The sequence below is a fragment of the Corynebacterium sp. CNJ-954 genome (assembly GCF_001942345.1).
Taxonomy (GTDB): domain Bacteria; phylum Actinomycetota; class Actinomycetes; order Mycobacteriales; family Mycobacteriaceae; genus Corynebacterium.
Genome location: NZ_MKKI01000033.1, coordinates 47,905 through 73,061, shown reverse-complemented (window position 1 = coordinate 73,061; position 25,157 = coordinate 47,905). Strand labels below are relative to the sequence as shown.

The window sequence follows — 25,157 nt, the reverse complement described above, 5'->3', positions numbered from 1 at the left end:
CCTGACGCACATGCCCCCGGACTCCGTGAGTCCGGGGGCATGTGCTGTCTCCCGTGATCCGGGCGCACGGGTCACATCGGCATGATGGTGTGCTTCTTCTCCGGCTCCAGCACCTGCTTGTCCCGCAGCAGCCGCAACGACTGACGCAGCCGCAGCCTCGTCTGCGACGGATCGATGATCTCGTCGACGTAACCGCGCTCCGCAGCGACGTACGGGCTGGTCATGTTGGCGTTGTAGAAGTCCATGAACATCTTCTTCGCCGCGGGACGCTGCTCCTCCGGCATCGCGGCGAGCTGACGGCCCTGGATCATCACGGCCGCGCCCTCGGCACCCATCACCGCGATCTGGGCGGTCGGCCAGGCCAGGTTCACGTCGGCGCCGAGGTTCTTCGACCCCATCACCGCGTAACCTCCGCCGAACGCCTTGCGCACCACCACGGTCATCTTCGGCACCGTGGCCTCCACCATGGCGAAGCCCAGCCGCGCGCCGCGGTGGATCAGGCCGAGCTTCTCCTGCTCCGCGCCCGGCAGGTAGCCGGGGGTGTCCACCACGAACACCAGCGGGATGTTGTAGGCGTCGCAGATCCGGATGAACCGGGAGCCTTGTCCGCTGCCTCGGCGTCGAGGCAGCCCGCCAGCGACATCGGCTGGTTGGCGACCACACCGACGGAACGTCCGTCGATACGGGCGAAGGCCGTGATCACGTTCTGACCGTAGTCCGGCTGGACCTCCAGCACGTCCTCGTCATCGAAGATCCGGGTGAGCACGTCCATCATGTCGTAACCGGAGTTCGGGTCGTCCGGAATCAGATCGACGAGTTCGGCGTCACGCTCGTTGAGGGTGTCCGGCGGCGCGGGAGTGTAGGGGGTCGCCTCGAAGGCACTGCTCGGCAGGTGTGCGAGGAGTTCGCGGACGTAGCTGAAGGCGTCGTCCTCGTCACTGCCGACGTAGCTGATGTTCCCGTTGGCCGCCTGGACGCGGGCACCGCCGAGGTCCTGCATGCTGATCTTCTCACCGGTGACGGACTCGATGATCTGGGGGCCGGTGACGAACATCGTCGTCTGGTCCTCCACCGCCACCAGGAAGTCGGTGGTCGCCGGGGCGTACACGGCACCGCCGGCGCAGTTCCCGAGCAGGATCGAGATCTGGGGCGACTGTCCCGACAACGGGAGCTGGCGCCGGGACAACTCGGAGTACATCGCCAGGGACATCACCGCGTCCTGGATCCTGGCGCCGCCGGAATCGTTGATGCCGATGACCGGGCAGCCGATGCGGGTGGCCATGTCCATGACCTCGCAGACCTTCTTGCCGAAGGTCTCGCCGACCGAGCCACCGTACACGGTCTTGTCATGGGCGTAGACGGCGACGGGGCGACCGTCGACCCTGCCGTACCCGGTGACGACGCCGTCGCCGTAGGGTGCCTCCGGCTCTCCCGGGGTACGCCCGAGCGCACCGATCTCGGTGAACGACCCCGCGTCCAACAACGCGTCGATACGCTGACGCGGTGTCGTTCCGCCCGCCTCATCGCGCTTCTGCCGTGCGCGTTCACTACCGGGGTCCTGGGCCTCCTCCAACCGGGAGTGCAGGTCCTCCAGCTTTTCGGCGGTGGACCTTCCTGTGCCCGGTGCGGTGCGTTCCGCGGCGACGGTCTCGTCGCCGAACCAGGGGTGTTCCGGTGTTCCTGTCATGGGTTCCACGCTATCGCACTCAGTTCCGCTCGGAGATGTCGCGCAGGTGCTCGGTGATCCGGGCGCCCACGATGCCGATCGAGGGCTCATCGGGCACGGCCAGGTGGTCACCGGCGAGCTGGACGAGTTCCAGGTCGTCGACGACGCCGTCCCAGCCCCCGTCGGCGGGGATCTCGGCGAAGGACGGTTCCAGTTCGATCGCGCCTTCGTGCATGCCCTCCGACTTGTAGAGGGTCACCGGGGCGGTCACCTCGGCCCACCGCTCGAAGTCCAGGGTGTTGAGGATGCGGGTGTCGACGAAGCTGGCCCGCTGGTGTTCCAGTACGCCGGCGGCGAGGCCGTGCGAGGAGGCGTCGGTGTTCTGCAGGAACATGCTCATCATCCCGATGAGCGCTTCCTCACCCTGGCTCTCGAGCAGGTCGTGCGGCACCGGCATGTCGATACCGTAGGTCTTCTTGGCGAAGGCGGAGTACCGGTCCCAGCGGGCGTGCATCTCCTCGGTCGTGTCCGGGGCCGGGTTCGCCGGACGGACCAGGTCGAGCAGTTCGAGATGCCCGACGCTCACCTCGCCGGACTTCTCCAGACGGTGGGCGACCTCGAACGCCAGGGCGCCGCCGAAGCTCCAGCCACCGAGCACCACGGGACGACCGTCCGCCAGTGCGGTGATGTCGGCGACGTAGGCGTCGGCCCGCTCGTCGAGTGAACCTTCCAGACGCTCGACACCGTAGACGGGAACGTCGGAGGGCAGCCTACGGGTCAGGGGCTCGTAGACCACGCTGGATCCACCGGCGGGGTGGAACACGAAGACCGCCGGGCTCTCCGAGCCCTCGGGGCGGGCCCGCAGGACACGGATGTTGCCGTCCACGGATGTCTCGAAGACGTCGCGCACGAGGTTGGCCAGCGGCTCCAGGGTCCGTGCCGCACTGACCTGCCCGGCGGTGATGTCGGCGCCCGAGCGCTCGCTCAACCGTGCGGCGATCGCGGCGGCGGTCTCGCCGTCGATCTCCGCCAGGGTGCTGGTCACGCCGGCCGGGGCCGCTCCGGTGAGCGACGCCCAGGTGCCGAAGACCATGCGCTCGGAGGCGTCACGGGGAGCCACACCGACCCCCTCACCGTTCCCGGTGCGCTCTGCGGAGCGGGCTGCGGGTGCATCCACGGCACCGGCGGAATCACCGGCAGTCTCAGCGTTGCTCTCCTGCACCATCTGCTCGACCAGGGCGATGACCTCGTCGACGGACCCGTCGCGCAGCGCCTGCACATTCAGCGGCGGCAGGGCGAAGTCGTACTCGACCCGGTTCTTGATGCGCATACCCATCAGGGAGTCCAGTCCGAGGTCGATCAGCGGCAGTTCCCCGGGCAGGTCGTCGATGTCATAACCCATCGATTCGGAGACGATGCTGCGCAGGCGGTCGGCGACGCTCTCGCCGGATTCCGGGCTCCAGCGTTCGGCATCCGTGTCCACCGACGGCAGGGAGTTCCTGGCCGACGACGGCGCCGACGGCCCGGCCGGACCAGTCGGATGCACCGGGTTACCGGTGTTCTGCCCGTCCTGCGCCTCCTGGACGGCACGGGAGGCCGCTGCGGCGACACCCGTGGTGGGTGACGCGGCGAAGGCCTCACCGGCCAGGCGGGACTCACCGGCGCCCTCTGCACCGGCGGCAGCGGCTGCGCCGTCCATCGCGTAGACGTGCACGCTCAACCCACCGAGCGTGCGGGCGACCAGGGTGGTCACCTCTCCGTCGGTCGGCAGGGTCCCGTAGGTCTCCACCGCGGCGACCACCGCATCCGGGACCACCGCACGCGCGGCGGCCTCGGCGACAGCGTCGACACTGGGCACTTCCGCTGCCGCGACGGCGAACGCTGTGCGCCCGTCCGGCAGCGCGACACGACGCCCCGGGATGCCACGGACCGAGCCGCCACCGGGACGTGCCGCAGTCCAGTAACGCTGCAGGTTCCAGTGCACACCCGGAATGCCGGAGACGGCGCGCCCGGGCCGCGCGGGCTCACCGTCCACGGAGTTGAGACGACGGAAATCGACGTCGGCACCACGCACATAGAGTTCGCCGACCGTGGCCAGCAGGGTGTCGATGCTCGGTTCCTTGCGCTTGAGCAGGTACATCAGGCTGGATTCACCGGCGTTGTGGGCGAAGGCCGTGTTCATCATCGGCATCAGGGCGACCGGGTTCGGGGAGAACTCCACGAAAGTGCGGAACCCCTCGTCGAAGAGCAGGCCGGTGGCGTCCGAGAGCCACACCGAGTAACGGGTGCAGCGCAGGAAGTAGTCCGCGTCGTGCAGGACGGCACCCGGGCGGTACACCACGCCACGGTCGACACTGCTGTACACCGGGGTATGGATCGGCAGTGGTGTGATGCCGCTGATCTCGGCGTGGAGTTCGCCGAGGATGGGGTCGAGCATACTGGTGTGCCCGGCACCCTTCACCTTGAGCATGCGGGCGAACTTGCCCTGACCGTCCAGGTGCTCGACGAGATCGGCGACGGGCTGCGCCGGTCCGCCGACGGTGGTCATACCCGGTGCGGCGTACACGGCGGGTTCCACGGCGGCGAACTGCGGATGCTCCTTCTGGAACTCCACGAGGTCCTCGACACCGAGTTCCACGACGGCCATGGCCCCCTGCTTGTCCTCCGGCAGGAGGGTCTCGCCCTCACCCATGAGGCGGGCGCGGTGGCAGGCGACGGTGACGGCATCCTCCATGGACAGCCCGCCCGCGGCGTAGGCACCGGCGATCTCACCCATGGACTGACCGACGATCGCCGCGGGGCGCAGGCCGATCCCGGTCATCAGGTCCGTCAGGGCGATCTGGATCGCGGTGATACCGACCTGGGCGGTCTCGGTGCCGAAGTTCTGTGCGTCGTCGAGGATCATCTCGACCACGGAGAAACCGGACTCGCGCTTCACGACCTCGTCGATCTCGTCGAGCCGTGCCGCGAACTGCGGTGACAGGGCGTGGAGCTCCTTGCCCATCTTGCGGTGCTGTGATCCGAAGCCGGAGAAGACCCACACCGCACCCTCGCGTTCGGGGCTGTCGGCGACGGAGATTCCGGCACCCTTCTTGCCCTCGGCCAACCGGCCCAGCCCGGCGACCGCCTCGGCGGTGTCGTGTGCCACCACCACTCCCCGGGAACGCCCGTGGTTGCGGTCGCCCTGGACCGCTGCGGTGCCGGCGAGTACGGCATTGCCCGACGTACCCGACTTACCTTCCAGCCAGGAGGCCAGGTCGGCGGCAGCGGTCCGGCGGCGGGAGGGCAGCAGCCCGGACACCGGGATCAGTCGGGGCAGCGGACGACCCTCACCGGACCCGTCGGCGCCCTCTGTGCTCTCTGTACTGTCTTGGACCCCTGCCCAGTCGATCACGTCCGGGAGGGGCGCCGCAGCGTCCTCCGCCGGTGCCGCGCCCTCGGGTGCGACGAGGACGACGTGGGCGTTGGTGCCGCCGAAACCGAAGCCGGAGACCCCCGCGACCGGCGCACCGGAGTATTCGGGCCATTCACGCGGGTCCTCGACGACTTCGAGCCGTTCCCGGTCGAAGTCGATGTAGGGGTTCGGGCCGGTGAAGTTGATGGTCGGGGGCAGGACGCCGCGGCGCATCGCTGAGACCACCTTGATGACACCGGCGACGCCGGCGGCCGCCTCGGTGTGTCCGAAGTTCGTCTTCGCCGAGCCGAGGAGCAGTGGCGACGCCACGTCACGGTCGGCGCCGAGCACCTGACCCAGCGCCCCCGCCTCGATGGGGTCACCGAGGATGGTTCCGGTGCCGTGGGCTTCGACGTAGTCGACCACGGACGGGTCGATGTCGGCGTCGGCGTATGCGGCGTCGAGGACCGCTGCCTGTGCCTCCGGGTTCGGGGCGGTCAGTCCGTTGGACCGCCCGTCCTGGTTCACGGCCGAGCCCGCGATGACGGCGAGCACGTCGTCACCGTCACGTCGGGCGTCCGAGAGACGCTTGAGGATGACGACACCGGCGCCGTCGGACCGGACGATGCCGTCGGCGTCGTCGGAGAACGCCCGGATTCCACCGGTGGGGCTCAGGACGCCGAGTTCCGAGAACGCGATCGTGGCGAACGGGCTCGCCAGCAGGTTCACTCCGCCGGTGACCGCGACCGAGGCGTCGCCGTCCCGCAGTGCCCGCACCGCCTGGTGAATGGCCACCAGCGACGATGAGCAGGCGGTGTCCATGGCGACCGACGGGCCGCGGAAGTCGAAGGCGTAGGAGATGCGGTTGGCGACGATCGCGCTCGAGTTACCGGTCAGCGCGTACGGGTGCGCCTCGGTGGGGTCCGCACTGATGAGCATGCCGTAGTCGTTGTTCGTGGTTCCCATGAAGACCCCGACGTCGCTGCCGCGGAGGCTGTTCGCCGGAATGCCGGCATCCTCCAGCGCCTCCCAGGTCAGCGACAGCAGGATGCGCTGCTGCGGGTCCATGTTCGCGGCCTCGACCGGCGAGAGTCCGAAGAACTCCGCGTCGAAGGAGGCGATGTCGTCGATGTAGCCGCCGGTGAGGACGGCTTCAGCCATCCGACGGGACATCTCCGGGTCGTCGCCGTATTCGCTCCAGCGCCCCTCCGGCAGCTCACCGACGCCGCTGCGGCCCTGCTCGAACATGCGCCACATGGCGTCCACGTCGTCCGCGCCCGGGTAGCGGCCCGCCATGCCGACCACGGCGATCTGCCGGTCCTCCGGGTCCAGTCCGCCGCCTCGGGCACCGCCCTGCCGCTGTGTGCGGTGGCCACCGGCGACACCCCGGGCAGCGCGCGTTCCGCCGGCGAGGACGAAGCCGGCGAGTGCGGCGATGGTGTTGTACTCGTAGGCCACGGTGGCGTCGAGGGAGACTCCGGTGAGCCGTTCCAGCTCCCCGGAGAGCACCACGACATCCCGACTGGACAGTCCGAACTCCTCCATGGGCCTGTCGTCGGTGATCTCGGCGACGTCAAGACCGGTCGTGGACTGCACCCAGTCACGCAACCAGCCACGCATACCGGCGGCCGTGGTGGGCGCCGGCTCAGCGGCACGGGCGTTCTCGTTCCCGGGGGTTGCAGACGTTCCAGACGTTCCAGACGTTTCAGACATTTCGGAGAAGATCATCCTTATTTCATGACGGACAGAAGAGGAGAGGTGACCAGAACGGGCGCGACGGCCACCGTCAACGTGATATCGACGGTGGCCGTCGCCACGCTACAAAAAGGACGTCGTCCACTCTAGTCGACTACCGGTCGAACCGACCGTCGAGATACGCCTTGGCGCAGACACGGCGGGCGATCTTGTTGGCCGACGACCGGGGGATCGTGCCCTCGTCGACGATGCGGATGTCGGCGGGCTGGACGCCGTGGGTGGCGGTGACGGCCGACCGGATGGCCGTGACGGCCTCAGCGTCGCCCTCGGCGGACGCCTCCGGGTCACGCTCGGCGACGATCACCAGCTGCTCGGAGCCGGAGTCACCCCCGGCCGCGTTCTCGATGAGCTCACCGTTCACGGCGAAGGCGGCGAGCACACCCGGCAGGACGTGGCCCCCGGTGGCGTCTGCGGCGGTGGCCTCGATGTCCTGGGGGTAGTGGTTACGACCCGCGACGACGACGAGGTCCTTGATACGGCCGGTGATGTAGAGCTGGCCGTCGACCACGACGGCGAGGTCGCCGGTACGCAGCCAGTTGTCCTCCGGTGCTCCCTCTGCGGCCGAGCCCTGCGAGAGTCGCTTGTCGGCGGGCAGGGAGTTGCGGAATGCTTCGGTGGTGTCGTCCTCGCGGTCGAGGTAGCCGGCGGCGATGTTGCCGCCGTTGAGCCACACCTCGCCGACGGTCCCCTCGGCGAGTTCCTCACCGGAGGAGGGGTCGACGATCGGCATGAACAGTGAGGGTCCGGGCTCACCGACACTCATGATCGGCACGGCGTTCTCGGCGTCCGCGGACACCTCCACGGCCTGTCCCCCGGCGAGCTTCTCCCGGTCGAAGACCCGCAGCTTCGGCCGCTCCTCGGTCTGCGGGGTGGTGACGAAGACTGTCGCCTCGGCCAGACCGTAGGACGGGCGCATCGTGGACCGACGGAACCCGTACGGACCGAAGACGTCGCAGAACCGGTCCACGGACTGCAGGCTGACGGCCTCCGCACCGTTGATGATGCCCTCGACGTGGCTGAGGTCGACGTCGGCGAGGTCGGCACGCTTCGCCGGGTCGGCGTAGCGGGAGGCGAGTTCCAGGGCGAAGTTCGGCACGGCGGTGTACACGTTGAGATCGTCGCCGCGGTCACCGAGCTGGCCGATCCAGCGTCCCGGGTCCTGGATGAAGTCACGCGGGGCCATGAGGTCCTGCGGAATACCCAGGATCAGCACGAACGCCGACAGGATGATCCCCATGTCGTGGTGGAGGGGCAGCCAGTTCACCAGACGCAGCGGGGTCTTCAGCTGCGCCGCCTGGAAGACCTGCAGCACATTGGTCACGATGCTGCGGTGCGTCAGCACCACACCGGCAGGCGTGCGGGTCGAACCGGAGGTGTACTGCAGGAACGCCGGGTCGCTGGACTTCGGGGCCAGCTCCGGGTTCTCCATCATCGCCATCATCGGGTTCTGCCACTCCTCGGCGAGCGAGTCCGGCAGCGCGTCGATCGTGAGCACGCGGGGGCGTTCGGCGGAGGGGAGGGAGGAGAAGTGGCTACGGACGTGCCCTGCGGACGTCTTGTTCGTCAGCACGACCGTGGGGGTGGAGGAGCCCAGGACGGCGGACAGGTGGTCGGCGTGGCCCGGCTCAGTGGGGTCGTACAGCGGCACCGGGACGGTGCCCGCGTACAGGGCACCCATGAACCCGAAGAGGTACTCGGGGCTGTTGTTGGCGAGGATGGCGACCCGGTCACCGCGCTCGGTGACCTGCTGGAGCCGGACACACACCGCCTTGATGCGGGTGTTGACCTCGGCGCGGGTCCAGGTGACCGTCTCGCCTTCGGGGCTGCCGCTGAAATCGTGGAAGGTGATCAGCGGGGTGTCCACCGCGCCCTCCATCTGTGCCATCGAGTACAGCATCTCGCACATGGCGGAGAGCGAGAGCTGATCCGGGATCGCGATCTCGCCCTTGTCGTCGTAGAACTGTGCCATCGCGGCGCTGATGTCCATCAGGTATCCCTCATTACTGTGTGCGTAGCGTTCATCGTGTTGCTTTCTGCAAAGACTCTAACGAACTCTATCGTCTCGACCACCGGTATGCGGGTATTAGCGCCCTTCGGCGATGATGTCGCGGACCCAGTTGTTGATCCACTCCGGGACGGTGCCACCGTCGACGACGGTGCCGTTGCTGGAGTACTCGGCATGCACCTTGTTGGCGTCGATGAGGTCATGGGCACGCTGGATGGCGTTGCCGATGTCCCGCGGCGCACTGCACACCAGGTCCGCCGGCGCACAGAACTGCAGCGTCCGGTCCCCCAGCGCACCGAAGTCCTGCGGGCGTGGACCACGCATCGACGCCCCCGGCACGATCGGTGCCACCAGCGGCCCCACCGAACTCAGGGCGATCTCCGCGCCGATGCCCGTGGCGTCGGGGCTGCCCACCAGGTCACCCTTGCCGTCCTCACGGCGTCCGTCGGCGATCAGCGACACTCCGGCGATCGCGTCGGCGGGGACGGCTGACTGGCCGTTGCCGATCGCGGTGGCCAGGTCACCGGCGAGTACTGCACCCTGGCTGAAGCCGACGATGATCATGCGGGTTGCCGGGCACATCTCGTTGACGGAGATCATCTCGTTCTCGAGCTTGGCGTAGCCCTCGTTGCGGGAGTCGTCGTACGACATCTCACGCAACGCCTGGATGTTGCGGAACTGGGCGGTGTACGGCAGCGTCCAGCTCTTCAGCTGGCCGCCGTCGACCCCGTCGCCGAACTCCTCCTGCAGTGGCTGCGTGACATTGAGCAGCAGAGACTGCGGACGCGACGACGGATGGATCGGATCATCGTCGGCGGTGGACTCCCACGTACCCGGTGCTGCGAACAGCTGGTAGTCCGGGCAGGAGTCCGGCTGCTGCGCGTCCGTGGTGCGCGTGGGCCCCGGGCCGGGAGCCGGCTCGTCCGGGCCCGTGCCACGGTTGACCCACTGGCCGATACCGATGACAAGGACGACGGCGAGAACCAGGGCCGCGACGATGGTGAGGAACTTTCTCATGGCCAGTCAGAGTACCCGGTGTTCCTGGCAGTGATCTGGCAGCCTCCGGTCAGGACTGACGGACCGTCCCGTCCGGGTCCTGTACGAGTGCACAGGCACCGGAAGCACCACCAGCGACAGAAAAACCACCTCGGAGGTGGTGGCACATCCGAGGTGGGTGGATAAGCAGCCGGATCAGCCGCAGTAGTTGCTCTCCGCTGCCTCGACGATGATGCGCTCAGCATCCTCCGCAGAAACCTTCGTGAGCTCCTGCACCTCGAGCTGACCGGCGATCATCGGGACGGCGAAACCGTCGCGACCTTCCTCGTTGGCCAGACACTGCTCCCGCGCGGCGGCGATGACCTGGTCCTGGATCGCGGAATCCTCCAGGTCGATGTCCTTGTCCTTGAGCTCGGCAAGGAAGGCGTCGTCCTCGCTGGTACGGGGCGCGGCCTCTCCCCCGGGCTCCTCGACCTCGTTGACCTCTCCGTCGCGCGGAGCATCCCCGTCCGACCCGGTGTCCGGTGCCGGGGTCGAGGTCGGCGAAGAGGTCGAAGAGGTCTCCGAACCCGTCGGTGATGAGCTCACACTGGGGACACTGCTGCCCTGTGCGTCATTGTCGCTGTCCACGGTGGAGTCGCCACCACAGGCCGCCACGGAACCGGCGAGCACCAGAGCGGCTGCCACCGAGCCGATCTTCGTCACCGTGGATGTACGGATACTCATCGCGGGTCCTTCTGGATGTCGCCGTTGATCTCGCGGATCTCACCGTTCTGGAACTTCACGACCTCGCCACCGGCGGGGATGCCCTGCTGGTCCTCGACCGGCCAGCCGAAGCGGCCCTGCTCCCACTTGTCCTCGCCCCAGGCGTCGAAGATCTTGCCGTACCTGATGACGTGGGCACCGGTGGAGGCCGACCAGTAGATGTTCCCGTGCTCGAACTGGGTGAATGCACCACCCTTGACCTTGATCTCTTCAGAACGGGGGAAGCCCAGCGAGGAGTCCGCGGGGCCGCCGGCCTCGATGTACTTCTCGCCGATCTTGCCCTCGATCATGCGTACCTTGCCGTCCTTGTCCCGCACGGCGACACCGTTCTGGAACTGCTGGACGGCGCCGCCGCCGGCAACCTGCTGTACCGCGGACGTCGGGTAGCCGAAAGGCCCGGTCTCCCACTTGCTCTTGCCCCACGCGTCGACGATGTCGGACTTCACCGCGACCGCACCCGTCTGCGGGGTCCAGTAGATGATGCCGTTCTCGAAACGCTGCAGGATGCCGCCATTCTTCAGACCGGTCTGCTCTTCCCCGGTCGGGTAGCCCAGCCAGCTGTTGGACCCGCCCATCTCCGAGTAGCGGGCGCCGATACGACCCCAGGTCGCCCATGCCTTGTCGGCGTCCTTCTTCCAGTAGACACGACCGTTACGGAAGTCCTGGACCTTGCCGCCGTTGGCTGCGTCATATTCGTTGGTGGTGCAGGCCCCGAGGTTCTGGCTGCGCTGACGCTTCTCTGCCTCGGCGATCTTGCCCACGGCGGCACACTTCGCCCCACGATCTTCCTCGGACAGGCCGAAAGTCTGGGCGATGTACGGCCACGCCTGGGTCATCTCGTACTGCCAGTACGGCCAGTCATGCGTCCCCGAGCTGCGGTACTTGGTAACGACGTCGACATCTGCGCGCTTGGCGGCATTGGCGAATGTCTGCGTCGTCATCCGCGACATCGCCTCCAACCCGAACGCCGCAGGATTCGCCGGGTACCCCGGAATCGGTCCCTGCTCGTCGTACGGGCCAGCGTTGCCGTTGCCCGCAGACAGGTACACCGTCATGTCCTTGAGGGCATCCACATGCTGTTTCGGATCATTCTCATTCCACCGCTCAGACCCGTACGGGCCCCACATGCGCTGTGCGTCGTAACCGGCACCGTCGTTCGTGGCGTAGTTGATCGCCTGCGGGACGCCGGGCGAGGTGGTGTCCAGGTAGCCGGAGAAGGAACCGACGAACTGGAAGAGCTCGGGATGCCGCTGCGCCAGGTTCACTGCAGCGGTACCACCCATGGAGATCCCTGTGATGGCGCGCTGCTCGCTGGTACGCCACCCCTCACGGAGCACCGCCGGGAGCTCCTGGGTCAGGAAGGTCTCCCACTTGTAGGTCTTGCCCTCCTCGGGCTGCTGGTCCCAGTCCGTGTAGAAGGACGAGTTACCGCCCACGGGCATGATCACGTTGACATTCTTGTCCGCGTAGAACTGCTGGATATTCGTCGACAGCGTCCATCCCGACTCATCGTCACGTGCCCGCAGACCGTCCAGGGCCCAGACCGACGGGAAGTCGCGGTCGGGCTGGCTGTACCAGTCGCGTGCCAGGAGGATCTGGACCAGCACCGGCCCTTCCGGCATGGAGGGGGTGTTGATGTAGACGTTCGCCCACCGGTCGGAGAGCCACTCCACGCGGTCGACGTCCACTCCGTCGGGAAGTCCGGGGAGATCCTGCTCCGTGACGTCCTGCGTGGGACGCTCAGGAACATCGTCCGGGTCGAGATAATTGCCGAGACTGCCTCCCTGCGCAGCGGCCGGGGCCGCGAGAGGGAGGGCGAGCGCCACCGAGAGCGGCAGCGCCAGGACGGCGGCACCGACGCGCCGTGACGTCCGTCGGGACGGACGGCTGGCGGGGGACTTCCCGGTGCGGGTATTCGCAGCGATTCTCATGGTGGTGGCGTTCTTCCTTCGTAGGTACGTCTCGACGGCATCGGCAGTGTCGGCGACGGTGGCGCGACATGCCCCACCGTCCCCACCGGGCCCCGGCAACGGGTTCCCCTCCCACTGCCGACGTCCGGTCGGAACCGGTGTCCGCCACGGCCAACCGTGACGGCAACACCGGCAATTATGGCAATCAGGTCGCCGGTTTCCCGGGACAACACGCCAAAACCTTGAAGTTTTACTTGAGACTTAGTTTCTACCGGAAGTGTAGCACCCCCGTCTACGCCAGAACGAGTATCCAGATCGCCACGTGGTGCAGTCCACCGGCCACGATCGTCGCAGCGTGGAACACCTCGTGGAAGCCGAACCACCGGGCCGACGGATTCGGCCGTTGACGGCCGTAGACCACCGCCCCCAGGGAGTAGATGACGCCCCCCAGCACGATGAGTATGCCGGGAACCACGGGAATCGCCCCGATGAAACCCCCCAGCTTCAAAATCGCCAGCCATCCGAGCGCCAGGTAGACGATGACGTCCAGCCACCGCGGGTGTCCGATCCAGAAGATGTTCATCGCCACCGCAGCGATGGCCAGCACCCAGCAGACCGGGAGTATCCACAGGCCGTCCGACCATGAGTCGAAGGCGTACACCGCGATGGGCCCGTAGGTACCCGCGATGAAGATGGCGATCATCGAGTGGTCTGCACGCCGCCACGCCTGCACGGTAGCTTCACTGCGCCACGGTGCACGGTGGTACAGCGCCGAGACCGCGAACAGCCCGAGGAGGCAGAGTGAGTACAGCGCGGTGATCCACGCCAGCGTCGTATTGCCGTGCAGGATGAAGGCCGTCGCGGTCAGTGCGGTGCCCGTCCCACCGAAATACCAGGCCGCATTCTCGTGGAGCCGTCCACGTAAGTAGGGTCGCGCTCCCCGGTCCACCGGCCGCAACCGGCGACGCTCCCCTGAACCGTTCGCTTCTGTTTCCATACTTGTGCAGTGTATGCGTGCGGCCCAGGAGATGTCAGTCATCTCCCGGGCCGTGACGGTCCGTGTCGTCAGCTACCTGCTGATCAGCAGACCGGCTTCCCTGCGCGGTAGCACACGTTCAGTGCGTCGAGGATCTTCGGACGCGCCTTCTGCAGCTCCGGGGTCCACAGTGTCCAGTTGTGCACGCCGACGGCGGGGTAGCTGGCGGTCACGTTCGCACCGGAGGCACGGGCGGCCAGCTCGAAGGTCGCCGTGGAACCGCGCGACGCCCACTCCAGGCCGATACCGGCGATACCACCGACCGGGTTGGCCATGAAGTCGTCCCGCGGGCCGGGGATTCCGGCCGCCGCGGAGAGGTACACCGGCATGCCAGCCAGCTTGGGGGCGTTCAGCAGCGGGTCATTGGCGAAGCGGGTCGGGTGCACCGGGTGGCCCCACATGTCCCAGATGTTCGCACCCGGGGAACCTTCGTTCATGGCGAACTGCAGGGCCATGTACATGCCCGGCGCCGTGGTGTTCAGGTAGCCCGAGAGCGAGGTGACCTGCTTGAACTGGTTACGGTGGCGGGACGCGAGGTTGATCGCGGCGGTACCGCCCATCGACAGACCGACCAGGGCGTTCTTGTTCTGGCTGATGCCGAAGTTCTGCGCCAGCTGCGCCGGCAGCTCGCTGGTCAGGAAGGTCTCCCACCGCGGCTTCTTCGGGGTGGTGGAGCCGTTGAACGGTCCGATCCAGTCCGCGTAGAACTGGGAGGCGCCGCCGACCGGCATGACGACGTTGACGTCGTCGTTCACGAACTGGTCGACGCCGTGGCCCAGGTAGGTCCAGGCGTTCCAGTCGTCCCGGGCACGCAGCCCGTCGAGCAGGTAGATCGCCGAGTCGCTGTTGGAGCGCTTGATCTGGACCTGGATATCCTGGCCCATCGCTGCGGAGTAGAACCAGCAGTTCTGGACGTAGAAGTTGTAGTTCGCCCAGCTGCAACGGGGACCGAGAATCCCGCGGTCGTCGGCGGAGGCGCTCGGAGCCACGACACTGGCCAACCCGAAGGCGGTGCCGATCGCGACAATCAGGGCCATGATCTTGCGGCCCAGCGAGCCGGTCGCGGACCGGTGCTTTCCGGTGGCAGTCGTCATGTTTTCCTTTACGTGCTTTTGTCAGACGGCGCCTTCTGTGCCGTCGGTGCCTACAGTGTTCGGAACGTTACCAAACAGTGATCTTTTCCGCCAAGAATATCGTCAAGCCGACACCAAGCGTTACGCCAGGGTTCATCCAGCTAGGTGACAGCCGGAATCACGTAGACAGCGACCGCAATCGTCGCCACCCAGATCAGGGCCAGGGCCTGCAGCGTCCGGTCGCTCAGGGCGATCTCGTCCGGCGCACCGCCTTCACCGCGGTCGACGTCGGCGGCGTAACGCAGGATCGCGACGGTGAACGGAACCATCGAGACCTGGTACCAGACCGAGGCGTGGCCGGGATGCTGCTGGCTCATGTCGAAGCCCCACAGCGCGTAGGCCAGTACCACGGCCGTGGCGGACAGCGTCCACACGAACCGCAGGTAGGTCGGCGTGTAGCTCTCCAGCGACTTACGGATCTTCGCACCCGACCGCAACGAGAGCTTCAGTTCCGCGTACCGCTTACCGGCCGCCATGAAGAGCGAACCGAAAGCCGCGACCAGCAGGAACCACTGCGAGAGGTCGATGCTCGCCGCCACACCGCCGGCCATGGCACGCAGCATGAACCCCGACGAGACCAGTGCGATGTCGATCACCGGCTGGTGCTTCCACCCGAAGCAGTACCCCAGCTGCAGGATGATGTACACGCCGATAACGATCGCCAGAGACCCGCCGTTGGAAGCCAGGAAACTCAGGCCCACCGCGGCAACGATGAGGATGACCGCCATGGCGTAGGCCAGCCCCACCGGCAGGACACCCGCCGCGATCGGACGGAACCGCTTCGTGGGGTGCTGACGGTCGGACTCCACGTCCTTGGCGTCGTTGACCAGGTAGATCGACGATGCACCGAGACAGAACACGACGAAGGCGATGATGATGTCGGTGATCACCCGCCCCTGGAAGAGCAGGTCGCCACCGGCAGCCGCCGGCGCCGCGACCACCAGGACGTTCTTGACCCACTGCTTGGGACGGAGCGCCTTGATCATCGCCTCGGGAAGATTCCGGGGCGCACGGTGACCCGACCCTGCAGCAGCCTCCTCGGATTCCTGCCGGGCGTAGGTCTGGTCCTCCCACGCCGCCGGCTCCTCCAGCCCTGAGGTGTGCGGTTCCGACCCGATGAACGCCTGGCGTTCACCCGGACGCTCATTGGTGTCGTGGGTTTCGGTGGGGTCGAATTCCGGATCCGTCCCGGGACGAGTCATCGCTTGATCTCCTTCGCAGTTCGGTGGACGGTCTTCTCCGTCGCCACACCGAGGGCAACTCCGGCGAGGACGTCGGTGGGGTAATGCACGCCGAGGACGAGGCGGGAGGCCATCATCACCGGCACGCCGGCGAGCGGCAGACGGGAGCCGGTGATCCGGCTCAGCGCCGTCAGCGCGGCGGCCGTCGACGTCGCGTGGGACGAGGGGAAACTCAGACGCGACGGAGTGCCGACACCGACACGGATCCGCGGATCTGACGGGCGTCGGCGTCGCACGATCCTCTTCAGGACGACGGAGGCGGCGTGGGCGGTGAATGCGGACACCCCGAGTTCCACCCACGGTGCAGCCGTCCTGCCACGGGCGGCCGAGACCGCGGCGCCGGCGCCGGCCAGCGCGAACCAGCCGAGCGCGTGCTCACCGAAGTGGCTCAGCCCCCGGGCCGCACCCAGCACGGCCCGGCCGGAGGAGTCCGTGAGGAGAGCGTCCTGCAGGGCGACGAGGACATCCGCCTCCGTCCCACTCATCAGCTCTCCCCCGGCTCGAAGATCTGGGCCCAGGCGTCCACGCTGGTCAGTTCGGGGTGCGCGACACGGTAGCGCTGCCGCATCTCGTCGAAGCGCGTCGCCACCTCCTTCTGCAGACGGGCGGACTCCCGCGCCAGTTCCCGGGCCTTGTCCCGGTCACGTTTGCGGTAGACCACTCCGGTGCCGTCGGCCGTGGTCACGGTGACGCCGTCGAGCCGACCGAGCGAGAACCAGCGGGCCTCGATCGGAGGCAGGTTCACCTGCGGAACCTCATGGTGGTGGGGATCGGCCTGGCGGAGGTTGTTCGCCACGACCTTGGCCAGCCGGGTCACCTTGGCCACCGGGGTCAACGGGATGTCGGTCAGCTTCGCCGGGCCGCCGTCCGCGTGAGGAAGGACGGAGGACGACGGGATGACCACGGCGTCCGGGTACTGCTTGCGCAGGGCGTTGATGCGCGGCAGGGCGGTCTCCAGGATCTCGAAGAGCTGGTCGGGACCGGCGAGGAAGTCCTTCATCGCCTCGTTCTGGATCGCCACGGTGGAGTACTCCAGGCACATCAGGTGCTTGGCGGTCGCCTTCGTCATCGAGGTGATGATGCCCGTCGGGCTGCCCTCGTGCTGCAGGGCGGCGACGATGAGCCGGTTGCGCAGGTGGAAGTACGCCTGCCAGTCGATCGCGTCATCCTTGTCGGACCAGGCCATGTGCCAGATGGCGATGCCCGGCCACGACGCCGTGGGGAAACCGTGGTCACGGGCACGCAGACCGAACTCACCGTCGTCCCACTTGATGAACAGCGGCAGCGGCTGACCGACGGTGTCGGCGACGACGCGCGGGATCATGCACATCCACCAGCCGTTGTAGTCGGCGTCGATGCGACGGTGCAGGTCCTTGGAGTCGATCTTCTCGCCCGAGGCGTTCGTGCCGTACTCCCCGCGGTCGCGCAGCGGGTGGTTGTAGAAGTCGTGGTCGTAGTGGGTGTGCGGTGCAGCGGTCCACATGAAGCTGCCACGGTCGATGATCTCGCCCATGGTGTGCAGGTGACTGCGCTCCTGCAGGTTCAGCATCTGCCCACCGACGAGCATCGGGGAGGACGCGTACCGCGACGCCGCCAGTGACCGCAGCACGCTGTCCGGCTCGATGGCGATGTCGTCGTCCATGTAGAGGATGAACGGGCTGTCGGTGCCGCGCTCGGGGTGACGCGCCTCGTACATGATGCGCGAGTAACCACCGGAACCGCCGAGGTTGCCCTGCACCGGCATGCGCAACCGGTCACCGTAGTGCTGCTCGACGGCCGGGAAGCCCGGCTCGTCCTTCGGGTGCTTCGTCCCCTGGTCGGGCATGATCAGCGCGTCCACGACGGAGTCGACCACCGGGTCGGAGGACAGCGCCTCCAGGGCTGCGACGGCGTCGGCCGGACGGTTGAACGTGGGGATGCCGATGGTCACCCGCGGCTCCGGGGCGGTGAGAAGGTCGCCCTCCTTGAGGGTCTTCTTCTCCCCCGTGACCGGGTCGGTCACCACGGTGTCGGAGACGACGCGCTGGTCGGCGGCGTCCACGGTGGCGAACCATCCGGCGCTGTGGATCGTGGTCTCGGACTCACAGGTGATGTCGAACCAGATCCAGCCGCCGTCCTCGAAGGGAGCCAGCGACATGGTGAACTCCGCGACCCCGTGGCCGTCCTCGTCGACGTCGACGATGCCGCCGGTCACGGCGATACGCGATCCGTCGATCTTGGAACGGTAGATGTCGATGCGGGCGTCACCGGTCAGATCGACCCGCAGCTGCACCTCGTCGAGCTGGCTCCATCGGCGCCAGTAGGACGCCGGGAATCCGTTGAAGTAGCTCTCGAAGCTGACCTCTTCCCCGGCGGGAATCCGCGCGGACGTGCGGGAGAGTGCGGTGACACGCCCCGGGGTCTGCTCATTCTCCACGATGTAGAGGGAGCGGACGTCCCTGGGCTCTCCCCTCTTCGGCAGAATGACCCGGGCAAGGCGCCGCGGGTCGTAGCGATCGTCACGGCGATCGTCGCTCATCTCAGTGGTTGCGCTCATGAAGTTCTACGCCGGCCTCCGTTAGACAGTTGTACGCCGACGATTATTCCCCATCATGGCGGTCCGGACGTAGTCGGGCACGCTGAATCCACCTGTGAATCGCCTGCGAGGTGCGGCGGGGCGGGTGCAGAGTGGAACGCGTGACAGGACGCAGATTCGGGCTCAGCAGTGCGGCGAGGTGGCAGATCTTCCGGTGAGACGGCAGAGGATACGGTCGATTTCAGCCCTCAGAACGTACCGTACCCCTGCCCGGCTGACAGACGGGTCTGCCACCCAGGCTCCGACAGCCCCGAACCTGAAAACTACGCGGGAGTATGCCCGGTCGTTTACCATTGGAAAGCATGACAGCTGACATCCTTTCCCAGGACGACCTCTCCTTCCTCCTCTACGACTGGCTCAACGTCGAGGCGCTGACCGAGCACGACAGGTTCTCCGACCATTCGCGGGAGACCTTCGACGCCATGCTGGACGCCTCACGCGACCTCGCGGCAACGTGGTTCCGTCCCCACCTGCGCGCCTCCGACATGGACGAGCCGACGTTCGACGCTTCAGGGGTCCACACCCACGAGGCGATTACTCCGGCACTCAAGGCCTTCGCCGAGTCCGGGCTCGCCGCCGCCTCCTTCGGCGAGGAGCACGGTGGGGTCGACCTTCCGTTCACCGTCTCCCGCGCGTGCTTCGCCTGGCCCCAGGCGGCCAACATCTCCTCCGCCGCCTACCCGATGCTGACGATGGGGAACGCCGCGCTGCTGATCGCGCACGGCACGCCGGAACAGATCGCCGACTACGCAGACCCCCAGCTCGCCGGGGATTTCAGCGGAACGATGTGCCTCTCCGAGCCGCACGCCGGATCGTCCCTGTCGGACGTGAAGACCCGCGCACGGAAAATTGACGGGGACCCGGACGACGTCTGGAGGATCACCGGCACGAAGATGTGGATCTCCGGTGGCGACCACGAGATGACCGACAACATCATTCACCTCGTGCTCACCCGCACCGGCCCGGCAGAGTCCGGGGTGAAGGGCCTCAGTCTCTTCATCGTCCCGAAGTTCCTGAAGTCCGGGGAACGCAACGACGTCGTCCTCGCCGGCCTGAACCACAAGATGGGCTACCGCGGGACCACCAACACCCTCCTGAACTTCGGCGAAGGCGCCCACACCCCCGGTGGTTCTGCAGGCGCCGTGGGCTACCTCGTCGGCGAGGAGAACCGCGGCCTGCAGTACATGTTCCACATGATGAACGAGGCCCGGATCGGCGTCGGTGCCGGTGCCGCCGCGTTGGCGATGACCGGGTACCTCGAGTCACTGGACTACGCCCGGAGCCGCCCCCAGGGACGGCCGGTCGGGGCGAAGGATCCGGCACAACCCCAGGTACCGATCATCGAGCATGCCGATGTTCGCCGTATGCTGCTGGCACAGAAGGCCTACGCCGAAGGTTCCATGGCGCTGTGTCTCTACGCCGCCCACCTGGTGGACCTGGCGTCCGTCGCCTCCGGCGATGAACGTGACCGTCTGGAACTGCTTCTGGACGTCCTCACCCCCATCGTGAAGAGCTTCCCCTCCCAGTACGGCCCCGCAGCCAATGACCTGGCGATCCAGGTGCTCGGCGGCGCCGGCTACACCCGCGACTACAACGTCGAGCAGTACTACCGTGACAACCGTCTGAACCCCATCCATGAGGGAACGCACGGCATTCAAGGTCAGGACCTGCTGGGACGCAAAGTCGTGATGAAGAACGGTGCGGGCCTGCAACTGCTCGTCGACACCATCACGGAAACGGTCACGGCCACAGCCGACCGGTTCCCGGAGTACTCGTCTGCGCTCGCCGACCGGCTGCAGCACCTCGTCAGCGTCACCCAGGCCCTGTGGAAGGACGGCGACGCCGCAGCCGCACTGGCACATGCCACGGACTACCTGGAGGCCACCGGCCACATCGTCGTCGCCTGGATCTGGCTGGACATGGCGCGCGCCGCCGACGCGGCCGGGTCGCCGTTGGCGGCCGGCAAACTGGCTGCCGCAGAGTACTTCTTCACCCGCGAGCTCCCCAAGGTCGACCCGGTCCTCGACCGACTGGGGAACCCCGACTCGCTCTTCAACGACCTGGACGAGAGCGTCTTCTGACCGAACTCCGCCAGACAGGGGTCAGGACGTCGCCCGCTCCCGGTGGAGTGCGGCGACACCTTCGGCGTAGGTGGTGACCCGGAAGTCCGGGAATGCCTCGGCGAACTTGTCGGAGACGAAGATGTTGTCCACCGCATAGCGCGGCAGGAGCTCCCAGAGCTCGCGGACGTTCTTGCTGAACAGGCGCCCGACGGCGAACGCGACCTTCGGCACGACGGAGTAGCCGACCTCACGTCCCCACTCCCGTGACGCCAGACGGACAAGGTCCTTGTACGTGATGCGTTCCTTGTCGACGGGGAGATGCCATGTCTGGCCGTAGGCGGAGTCGGTGTTGCCGATCAGGGCCATGGCCCTGCTGGCGTCCGGGGTCCAGATGAGACTACGACGGGCGTCGGCGCTCAACGGCACCCGGGCCTTCTTCCCCTCCGCGACGGCGTCGAACACCAGGGAGTTGGTGAAACTCTGGGTCTTGCCTGGGCCGTAGAACTCCGGGGCGCGGCAGATGACTGCCTCGACCCTGCCCTGCTCCATGACCTCCAGGAGCATCGTGGTCATGGTGGCCCTGGTGCGGCCCTTACTGCCGTTCGGGGTGAACGGTGTGTTCTCCGTCTGCGCTTCGCTGGTCATCGGGTACATGTAGGTGTTGTCGAAGAAGACGAGCTTGGTGCCGTGCTTCTCGCAGGCGTCGATGGTGTTCTTCATCATCGTGGGGAGCTGCTCGGCCCAGAGTTCACTGTCCGGGGGCAGCCCGACGGTGAGGTAGGCGATGTCACTGCCGGCGACCGCGGAGTCGGTCTCCCCGGCATTCATGAGGTCAGCCGCGACCAGTTCGTCGGTGTCGTGCAACTTCTTCGGATGACGGCTGACGAGCCGGATATCGGTGGTGTAGTTGTCATGGAGCTCGCGGGCGAGCTCGGTTCCGATCTGCCCGTTCGCACCGAGGATGGTCTGCATGGATCGTGCCTTTCGTCGACTGCCCTGTTTCACTATGATGACACTGTAAACATCAATGTAATCATTGTCAACACTCGTCCGGTCGCACTCCCCGTCGCGCACGCAGAATCAGGCGTCACGGACCTCCGACAGGATCGACTCGACAGAGTCGAGGTTGTCCATCCCCCATCGGAAAGACGATGTCGCCGGCGAGGGGAAGTCGGTGAATACCCGGTTCTTCCGCACGGCAGGCAGCTGCTTCCAGATCGGGTTGTCCGCGTACCGGACCAGCTGCTCTTTCTCGAGCACGATGATCATCCCTGCGTTGCTTAGCTTCGACAGTTCCTCGTCCGAGACCCATACCCAGTCATCGGCGCTGTCCGCCTCCCCCGGGGTCGGGGTGCGGAAGGTTGCACCCACGTCCATCCAGACCGGCGTCGGCCACCCACCCGGCGCGTAGGACGCCCAGGTGTTCTCCGTGGTGTTGATCGACACGATGGCCAGCGGCGTGGAGTCCAGGACATCGCGGTACTCCTCGGAGACCGCCTCTACCCGGCCACGGTAATCCCGCTGCTGCGCTTCTGCCTCGTCCAGACGTCCGACGCCGTCGGCGATGCTGAGGGCCCGGTCAGCCCAGTCCCCGGTGAGATCCACGTGGAACAGCGGGGCGATCCTCTCCAGCCGCTCAAGGGTCTCCGGTTCCGGAAATTCAGCGTCGACGACAATCAGATCCGGATCGAGCTGTGCGACTTTCTCGACGTCGATCTCGGCGTAGGTGCTCAGCTGCTCCACCCCGTCCAACGCCTCCACGTAACGGGCGGGACGACTGTCCGGCTCCGCGACTCCCTCCATCACGCCGACGGGGGTTATCCCGACGTCGATGAGCACACTCGACGAGAAGAAGTCGGTGGACACCACACGCTGTGGATCAGCGGGGACGGTGACCTCGCCGAGGGCGTCGGTGACCGTCCTGGTGTCACCGGTGTGAGAACCGGAACCTTCCTCGGCACCGGAACACCCGGCAAGGGCGACCGTGACCGCGAGAAGGAGAGCACTGGCGGCAGAACGACGGGACGAAGACGACGAAGACGACGAACGCATTGACCTGGTTGTTTTCACGGGGATGATGCTAACCGGCAACGGCACCGGTATCCGGCCCGGTTTCCCCGGTTTTCATCCGGTTACGGGCGTAGGCTCCCGGGGTTCTTCCCATCACGTCGCGGAAATGCTCGGAGAAGGTCCCGGCGCTCCGGTAACCCAGACGTCTCGCCGTGGACGCCACCGGAATCCCGGAGTACAGGAGCGGCAGCGACGCCCTCACACGGGCACGGATACGCCACTGGATGGGGGACACCCCGGTTTCCCGGACGAAGGAACGGACGAGTTCACGTTGGGACACCCCGACCAGTTCGGACCAGTCGGCGGTGGAGTCCTTCGCGTCCAACCGGGAAAGGATACGGAGGGCCACGGTGCGCAACCGGGGTGACTCCGGCATCGGGGCCCGACCATGATCTCCGTCGCCGGGCAGAGCAGGTCCAGCACCAGGTGCTGCAGGCGCAGTCGACTGGCGTCGGGCATGTCACGCCCGGCGTTGAGGACCAGCAGCTCGCGTACGGCGGGCAGGAGTTCGACGACGACGGCTTCGTCCAGGGACAGCCGTGCGGCCCCCTCGGTGGCGGCTCCAGCCACCGCTCCCGGAGCGAAGAACGTGGCCTGCACGACACTGTCCGCCGCTGCGTCAATGGTGTGCGGCACCCCCTGCGGGACCCAGATCGCACGTCCCGGCGAACAGTCCCATACGCCCGACGGGGTGTGCACGGTGACCGCCCCGGACGTCACCCAGATCAGTTCGTCTCGACGGTGGACCTCGTCCCGCCACGTTCGCAGACGCGACGTCGGGAATTCAACCGTGGTGAGGAGGTAGCGGGTCACCGTACCGCCCGGAAGTACTGCGGCCCCCGGCCGGTGACACGCTTCATTGCCGTACTGAAGGCACTGGCGGAGGTGTAACCGACCTTCCGGGACACGGCGCCCACCGGCACCCCGTCCGCCAGCAGCCGAACCGCCGCCGACATCCTCGCGACGGTCCGCCACTCGCTGAAGGTCAGCCCGGTGTCCGCCCGGAACGCACGCGCGATCGTCCGACCGCTGGTGTTCAGGATCCACGCCCAGTCGTCCAGGGAACGCGCGTCGTCCGGTCGCTCCAGGATATGACGGGTGATCGGCTGGATCAGGTGACTGTCCGGCAGCGGGAGCTCCAGGCCCGGCAGGGACGGTTCCGACATGAACTCCAGGCACAGCCGCTGCGCCCGGAACCGTTGGTCACGGCTCAACCCCTGATATGCCAGGAGCACGAGCATCTCCCGCGTCGCGGAGTTCACGGTCACGTCCCGGACACGGTCGTCCTGCCCCTCCCACGCCGACGGTCTGATGTACACGGCCGTCAATGTCGTCGACGGGCTCGTGTCTGCGCGGTGGACCGTCCCCGCCGGCACGAAGATCCCGTGCCCGAGCGGCAGGTGGTGGCGGTATCCGTCCACGTCGACGTGAGCACTACCCCGCATCGGCCAGAACACCACGTGATGCCGGTCGTGCCGATGGTCTACGGAGGAACAGATCTCCGGCTCGAGAGGGCTCGGGTAACGGAGTTCGCGCATGGTCAACAGGTAGTCCCCGGGTATCAGGCGTCGGGTGTCAATGCGTCGGTGGCCAGTTCCGCGGGAGCCCCCTGCAGGACGGTCACAGGCCGTTCTTCTCGTAGAGCCCGTCGACGATGTCTGCGACCTCGTCCGGGTCCCGGTCACTGTCGTACAGGGTGCGGACCTTGTCGGCGAACTCCTCGCCCAATGCGTCATAGGCGGCGATCCATCCTTCCTTGTCATGGACCCAGTACCCCATCGTGGTCGCCGCAGTTCGTGCGAGCCCCTTTTCCTCCCGGAGCTGACGGCGCAGGGTCCGTGACACACGTGACTCCGTACCCACCCACACCGCGGCTCCCTGCGGGATGTCCATCCCGGACAGGACGTCCGGTAGTCGGGAGGGTGCCACACCGTTGCCCGCACCTGCCAACCAGATGCAGTCGATGTCGTCCCGGGCAGGCTGAATCTCGTAGCCACTGTCCCGGACCTCACACACGAGGGTGGACGCCAGCCCTTCCGGCGCCTCCTCACAGATCCGCAAGGCAGCCGGAAGCCCCGGCTCATCGCAGAAGAGGAACTGGTGGCCGGCGTCCTCCGCCCGCCGGTACACGGCGACGGGCTCCGTCAGACCGGCCTGTCCGCCGACGTCCACCGACGTCGCCCAGTTTGTGGCGACGCCCGTGCCGTGGACGACGAAGTCGACGTCCACCTCACCGGGACGCCAGTCACGGATGGTGTAGGTGCGCATCTCAGACGGCTCGACGCCGTCGTCGTAGACCCAGCCACGCCCCTCCAGCCGCGGTAGACGCACTGCTTCCCCCGGCACGTCGGGGAAGAAGACCCGTACCCATTCGTCGCCGACACCGGTGGTCGGATAGTCCACCATGTCCGGTCCACCAAGGGTGACCCGGACCATCGCTTTGCCTACCCGTGTCACCGCAGTCACGTCCGCGCGGTGGATCCGAGGTTGCGGGTCTACCTGACCTGCACTCATATCAGTCTCCTGCCGTCAGAGTGAGGCCCACCCG

16 protein-coding genes and 2 pseudogenes are annotated in these 25,157 nt (G+C 67.1%); 1 reads left to right on the top strand and 17 read right to left on the bottom strand.

The window, feature by feature from the left end; all coding sequences use genetic code 11:
* Positions 1 to 71: 71 nt before the first annotated feature.
* The 11 genes and pseudogenes from BJF89_RS10280 to BJF89_RS10230 all read right to left on the bottom strand — a co-directional run bounded on the left by BJF89_RS10280 (position 72) and on the right by BJF89_RS10230 (position 18,437).
* Positions 72 to 1,687: pseudogene (locus BJF89_RS10280) on the bottom strand (acyl-CoA carboxylase subunit beta).
* 19 nt (positions 1,688 to 1,706) lie between these two features.
* Positions 1,707 to 6,680: a polyketide synthase Pks13 gene (pks13, locus tag BJF89_RS10275; protein WP_139312002.1), complete on the bottom strand. Its 4,974-nt coding sequence runs from the start codon at positions 6,678 to 6,680 to the stop codon at positions 1,707 to 1,709.
* A gap of 229 nt (positions 6,681 to 6,909) precedes the next feature.
* Complete coding sequence (locus tag BJF89_RS10270) at positions 6,910 to 8,802, bottom strand: FadD32-like long-chain-fatty-acid--AMP ligase (RefSeq protein ID WP_075814587.1); 1,893 nt, start codon at positions 8,800 to 8,802, stop codon at positions 6,910 to 6,912.
* A 96-nt stretch (positions 8,803 to 8,898) separates the two neighbouring features.
* Complete coding sequence (locus BJF89_RS10265) at positions 8,899 to 9,837, bottom strand: cutinase family protein (protein ID WP_075814585.1); 939 nt, start codon at positions 9,835 to 9,837, stop codon at positions 8,899 to 8,901.
* Between the two features lie 174 nt (positions 9,838 to 10,011).
* Positions 10,012 to 10,542, bottom strand: coding sequence for a DUF732 domain-containing protein (locus tag BJF89_RS10260; RefSeq protein WP_075814583.1), 531 nt, complete (start codon positions 10,540 to 10,542; stop codon positions 10,012 to 10,014).
* Complete coding sequence (locus BJF89_RS10255) at positions 10,539 to 12,512, bottom strand: alpha/beta hydrolase-fold protein (RefSeq protein WP_075814581.1); 1,974 nt, start codon at positions 12,510 to 12,512, stop codon at positions 10,539 to 10,541. The genes BJF89_RS10260 and BJF89_RS10255 overlap by 4 nt, the downstream gene beginning before the upstream one ends.
* A gap of 271 nt (positions 12,513 to 12,783) precedes the next feature.
* Positions 12,784 to 13,488, bottom strand: a complete 705-nt coding sequence (locus BJF89_RS10250; RefSeq protein ID WP_187344698.1) for a hemolysin III family protein — start codon at positions 13,486 to 13,488, stop codon at positions 12,784 to 12,786.
* An 83-nt stretch (positions 13,489 to 13,571) separates the two neighbouring features.
* Positions 13,572 to 14,621, bottom strand: a complete 1,050-nt coding sequence (locus tag BJF89_RS10245; RefSeq protein WP_075814577.1) for an alpha/beta hydrolase family protein — start codon at positions 14,619 to 14,621, stop codon at positions 13,572 to 13,574.
* A gap of 140 nt (positions 14,622 to 14,761) precedes the next feature.
* Positions 14,762 to 15,862, bottom strand: coding sequence for a decaprenyl-phosphate phosphoribosyltransferase (locus BJF89_RS10240; protein WP_083650645.1), 1,101 nt, complete (start codon positions 15,860 to 15,862; stop codon positions 14,762 to 14,764).
* Positions 15,859 to 16,386 carry a phosphatase PAP2 family protein gene (locus BJF89_RS10235; RefSeq protein WP_075814575.1) on the bottom strand — a complete coding sequence of 176 codons (528 nt, stop codon included), beginning with the start codon at positions 16,384 to 16,386 and terminating at the stop codon, positions 15,859 to 15,861. The genes BJF89_RS10240 and BJF89_RS10235 overlap by 4 nt, the downstream gene beginning before the upstream one ends.
* Positions 16,386 to 18,437 carry a glycosyltransferase gene (locus BJF89_RS10230; RefSeq protein WP_075814573.1) on the bottom strand — a complete coding sequence of 684 codons (2,052 nt, stop codon included), beginning with the start codon at positions 18,435 to 18,437 and terminating at the stop codon, positions 16,386 to 16,388. The genes BJF89_RS10235 and BJF89_RS10230 overlap by 1 nt, the downstream gene beginning before the upstream one ends.
* 341 nt (positions 18,438 to 18,778) lie before the next feature.
* Between BJF89_RS10230 and BJF89_RS10225 the strand changes: the two genes are divergently transcribed.
* The gene (locus BJF89_RS10225; RefSeq protein WP_083650644.1) at positions 18,779 to 20,557 is read left to right on the top strand and encodes an acyl-CoA dehydrogenase; all 1,779 of its coding nucleotides are present in this window, start codon (positions 18,779 to 18,781) and stop codon (positions 20,555 to 20,557) included.
* 21 nt (positions 20,558 to 20,578) lie between these two features.
* Here the strand turns inward: BJF89_RS10225 and BJF89_RS10220 are convergent, their stop codons facing one another.
* From BJF89_RS10220 to BJF89_RS10200, 6 genes and pseudogenes are all read right to left on the bottom strand, one after another.
* Entirely contained in the window at positions 20,579 to 21,511 is a 933-nt protein-coding gene (locus BJF89_RS10220) for an NAD-dependent epimerase/dehydratase family protein (protein WP_075814569.1), read from the bottom strand.
* Positions 21,512 to 21,619: 108 nt separating this feature from the next.
* On the bottom strand, positions 21,620 to 22,609 hold the full coding sequence (locus BJF89_RS10215) for an ABC transporter substrate-binding protein (RefSeq protein ID WP_255372592.1): 990 nt from the start codon (positions 22,607 to 22,609) through the stop codon (positions 21,620 to 21,622).
* Positions 22,610 to 22,619: 10 nt separating this feature from the next.
* The gene (locus BJF89_RS19555) at positions 22,620 to 22,985 is read right to left on the bottom strand and encodes an AraC family transcriptional regulator (RefSeq protein ID WP_255372591.1); all 366 of its coding nucleotides are present in this window, start codon (positions 22,983 to 22,985) and stop codon (positions 22,620 to 22,622) included.
* Between the two features lie 260 nt (positions 22,986 to 23,245).
* A pseudogene (locus BJF89_RS20030) lies at positions 23,246 to 23,308 on the bottom strand (AraC family transcriptional regulator); the annotation flags it as partial.
* Positions 23,309 to 23,418: 110 nt separating this feature from the next.
* Entirely contained in the window at positions 23,419 to 24,147 is a 729-nt protein-coding gene (locus BJF89_RS10205; RefSeq protein ID WP_255372590.1) for an AraC family transcriptional regulator, read from the bottom strand.
* Between the two features lie 82 nt (positions 24,148 to 24,229).
* Positions 24,230 to 25,123, bottom strand: a complete 894-nt coding sequence (locus tag BJF89_RS10200) for a siderophore-interacting protein (protein ID WP_075814564.1) — start codon at positions 25,121 to 25,123, stop codon at positions 24,230 to 24,232.
* Positions 25,124 to 25,157: the final 34 nt, after the last annotated feature.

What these genes read in the sequence shown, in the direction of transcription:
- BJF89_RS10260 (WP_075814583.1), bottom strand. Translation starts at nt 10,542, where the DNA reads ATGAGTATCCGTACATCCACGGTGACGAAGATCGGCTCGGTGGCAGCC.
- pks13 (WP_139312002.1), bottom strand. Translation starts at nt 6,680, where the DNA reads ATGCGTGGCTGGTTGCGTGACTGGGTGCAGTCCACGACCGGTCTTGAC.
- BJF89_RS10200 (WP_075814564.1), bottom strand. Translation starts at nt 25,123, where the DNA reads ATGAGTGCAGGTCAGGTAGACCCGCAACCTCGGATCCACCGCGCGGAC.
- BJF89_RS10220 (WP_075814569.1), bottom strand. Translation starts at nt 21,511, where the DNA reads ATGCAGACCATCCTCGGTGCGAACGGGCAGATCGGAACCGAGCTCGCC.
- BJF89_RS19555 (WP_255372591.1), bottom strand. Translation starts at nt 22,985, where the DNA reads ATGCCGGAGTCACCCCGGTTGCGCACCGTGGCCCTCCGTATCCTTTCC.
- BJF89_RS10205 (WP_255372590.1), bottom strand. Translation starts at nt 24,147, where the DNA reads ATGCGCGAACTCCGTTACCCGAGCCCTCTCGAGCCGGAGATCTGTTCC.
- BJF89_RS10250 (WP_187344698.1), bottom strand. Translation starts at nt 13,488, where the DNA reads ATGGAAACAGAAGCGAACGGTTCAGGGGAGCGTCGCCGGTTGCGGCCG.
- BJF89_RS10230 (WP_075814573.1), bottom strand. Translation starts at nt 18,437, where the DNA reads ATGAGCGCAACCACTGAGATGAGCGACGATCGCCGTGACGATCGCTAC.
- BJF89_RS10235 (WP_075814575.1), bottom strand. Translation starts at nt 16,386, where the DNA reads ATGAGTGGGACGGAGGCGGATGTCCTCGTCGCCCTGCAGGACGCTCTC.
- BJF89_RS10245 (WP_075814577.1), bottom strand. Translation starts at nt 14,621, where the DNA reads ATGACGACTGCCACCGGAAAGCACCGGTCCGCGACCGGCTCGCTGGGC.
- BJF89_RS10265 (WP_075814585.1), bottom strand. Translation starts at nt 9,837, where the DNA reads ATGAGAAAGTTCCTCACCATCGTCGCGGCCCTGGTTCTCGCCGTCGTC.
- BJF89_RS10255 (WP_075814581.1), bottom strand. Translation starts at nt 12,512, where the DNA reads ATGAGAATCGCTGCGAATACCCGCACCGGGAAGTCCCCCGCCAGCCGT.
- BJF89_RS10270 (WP_075814587.1), bottom strand. Translation starts at nt 8,802, where the DNA reads ATGGACATCAGCGCCGCGATGGCACAGTTCTACGACGACAAGGGCGAG.
- BJF89_RS10225 (WP_083650644.1), top strand. Translation starts at nt 18,779, where the DNA reads ATGACAGCTGACATCCTTTCCCAGGACGACCTCTCCTTCCTCCTCTAC.
- BJF89_RS10240 (WP_083650645.1), bottom strand. Translation starts at nt 15,862, where the DNA reads ATGACTCGTCCCGGGACGGATCCGGAATTCGACCCCACCGAAACCCAC.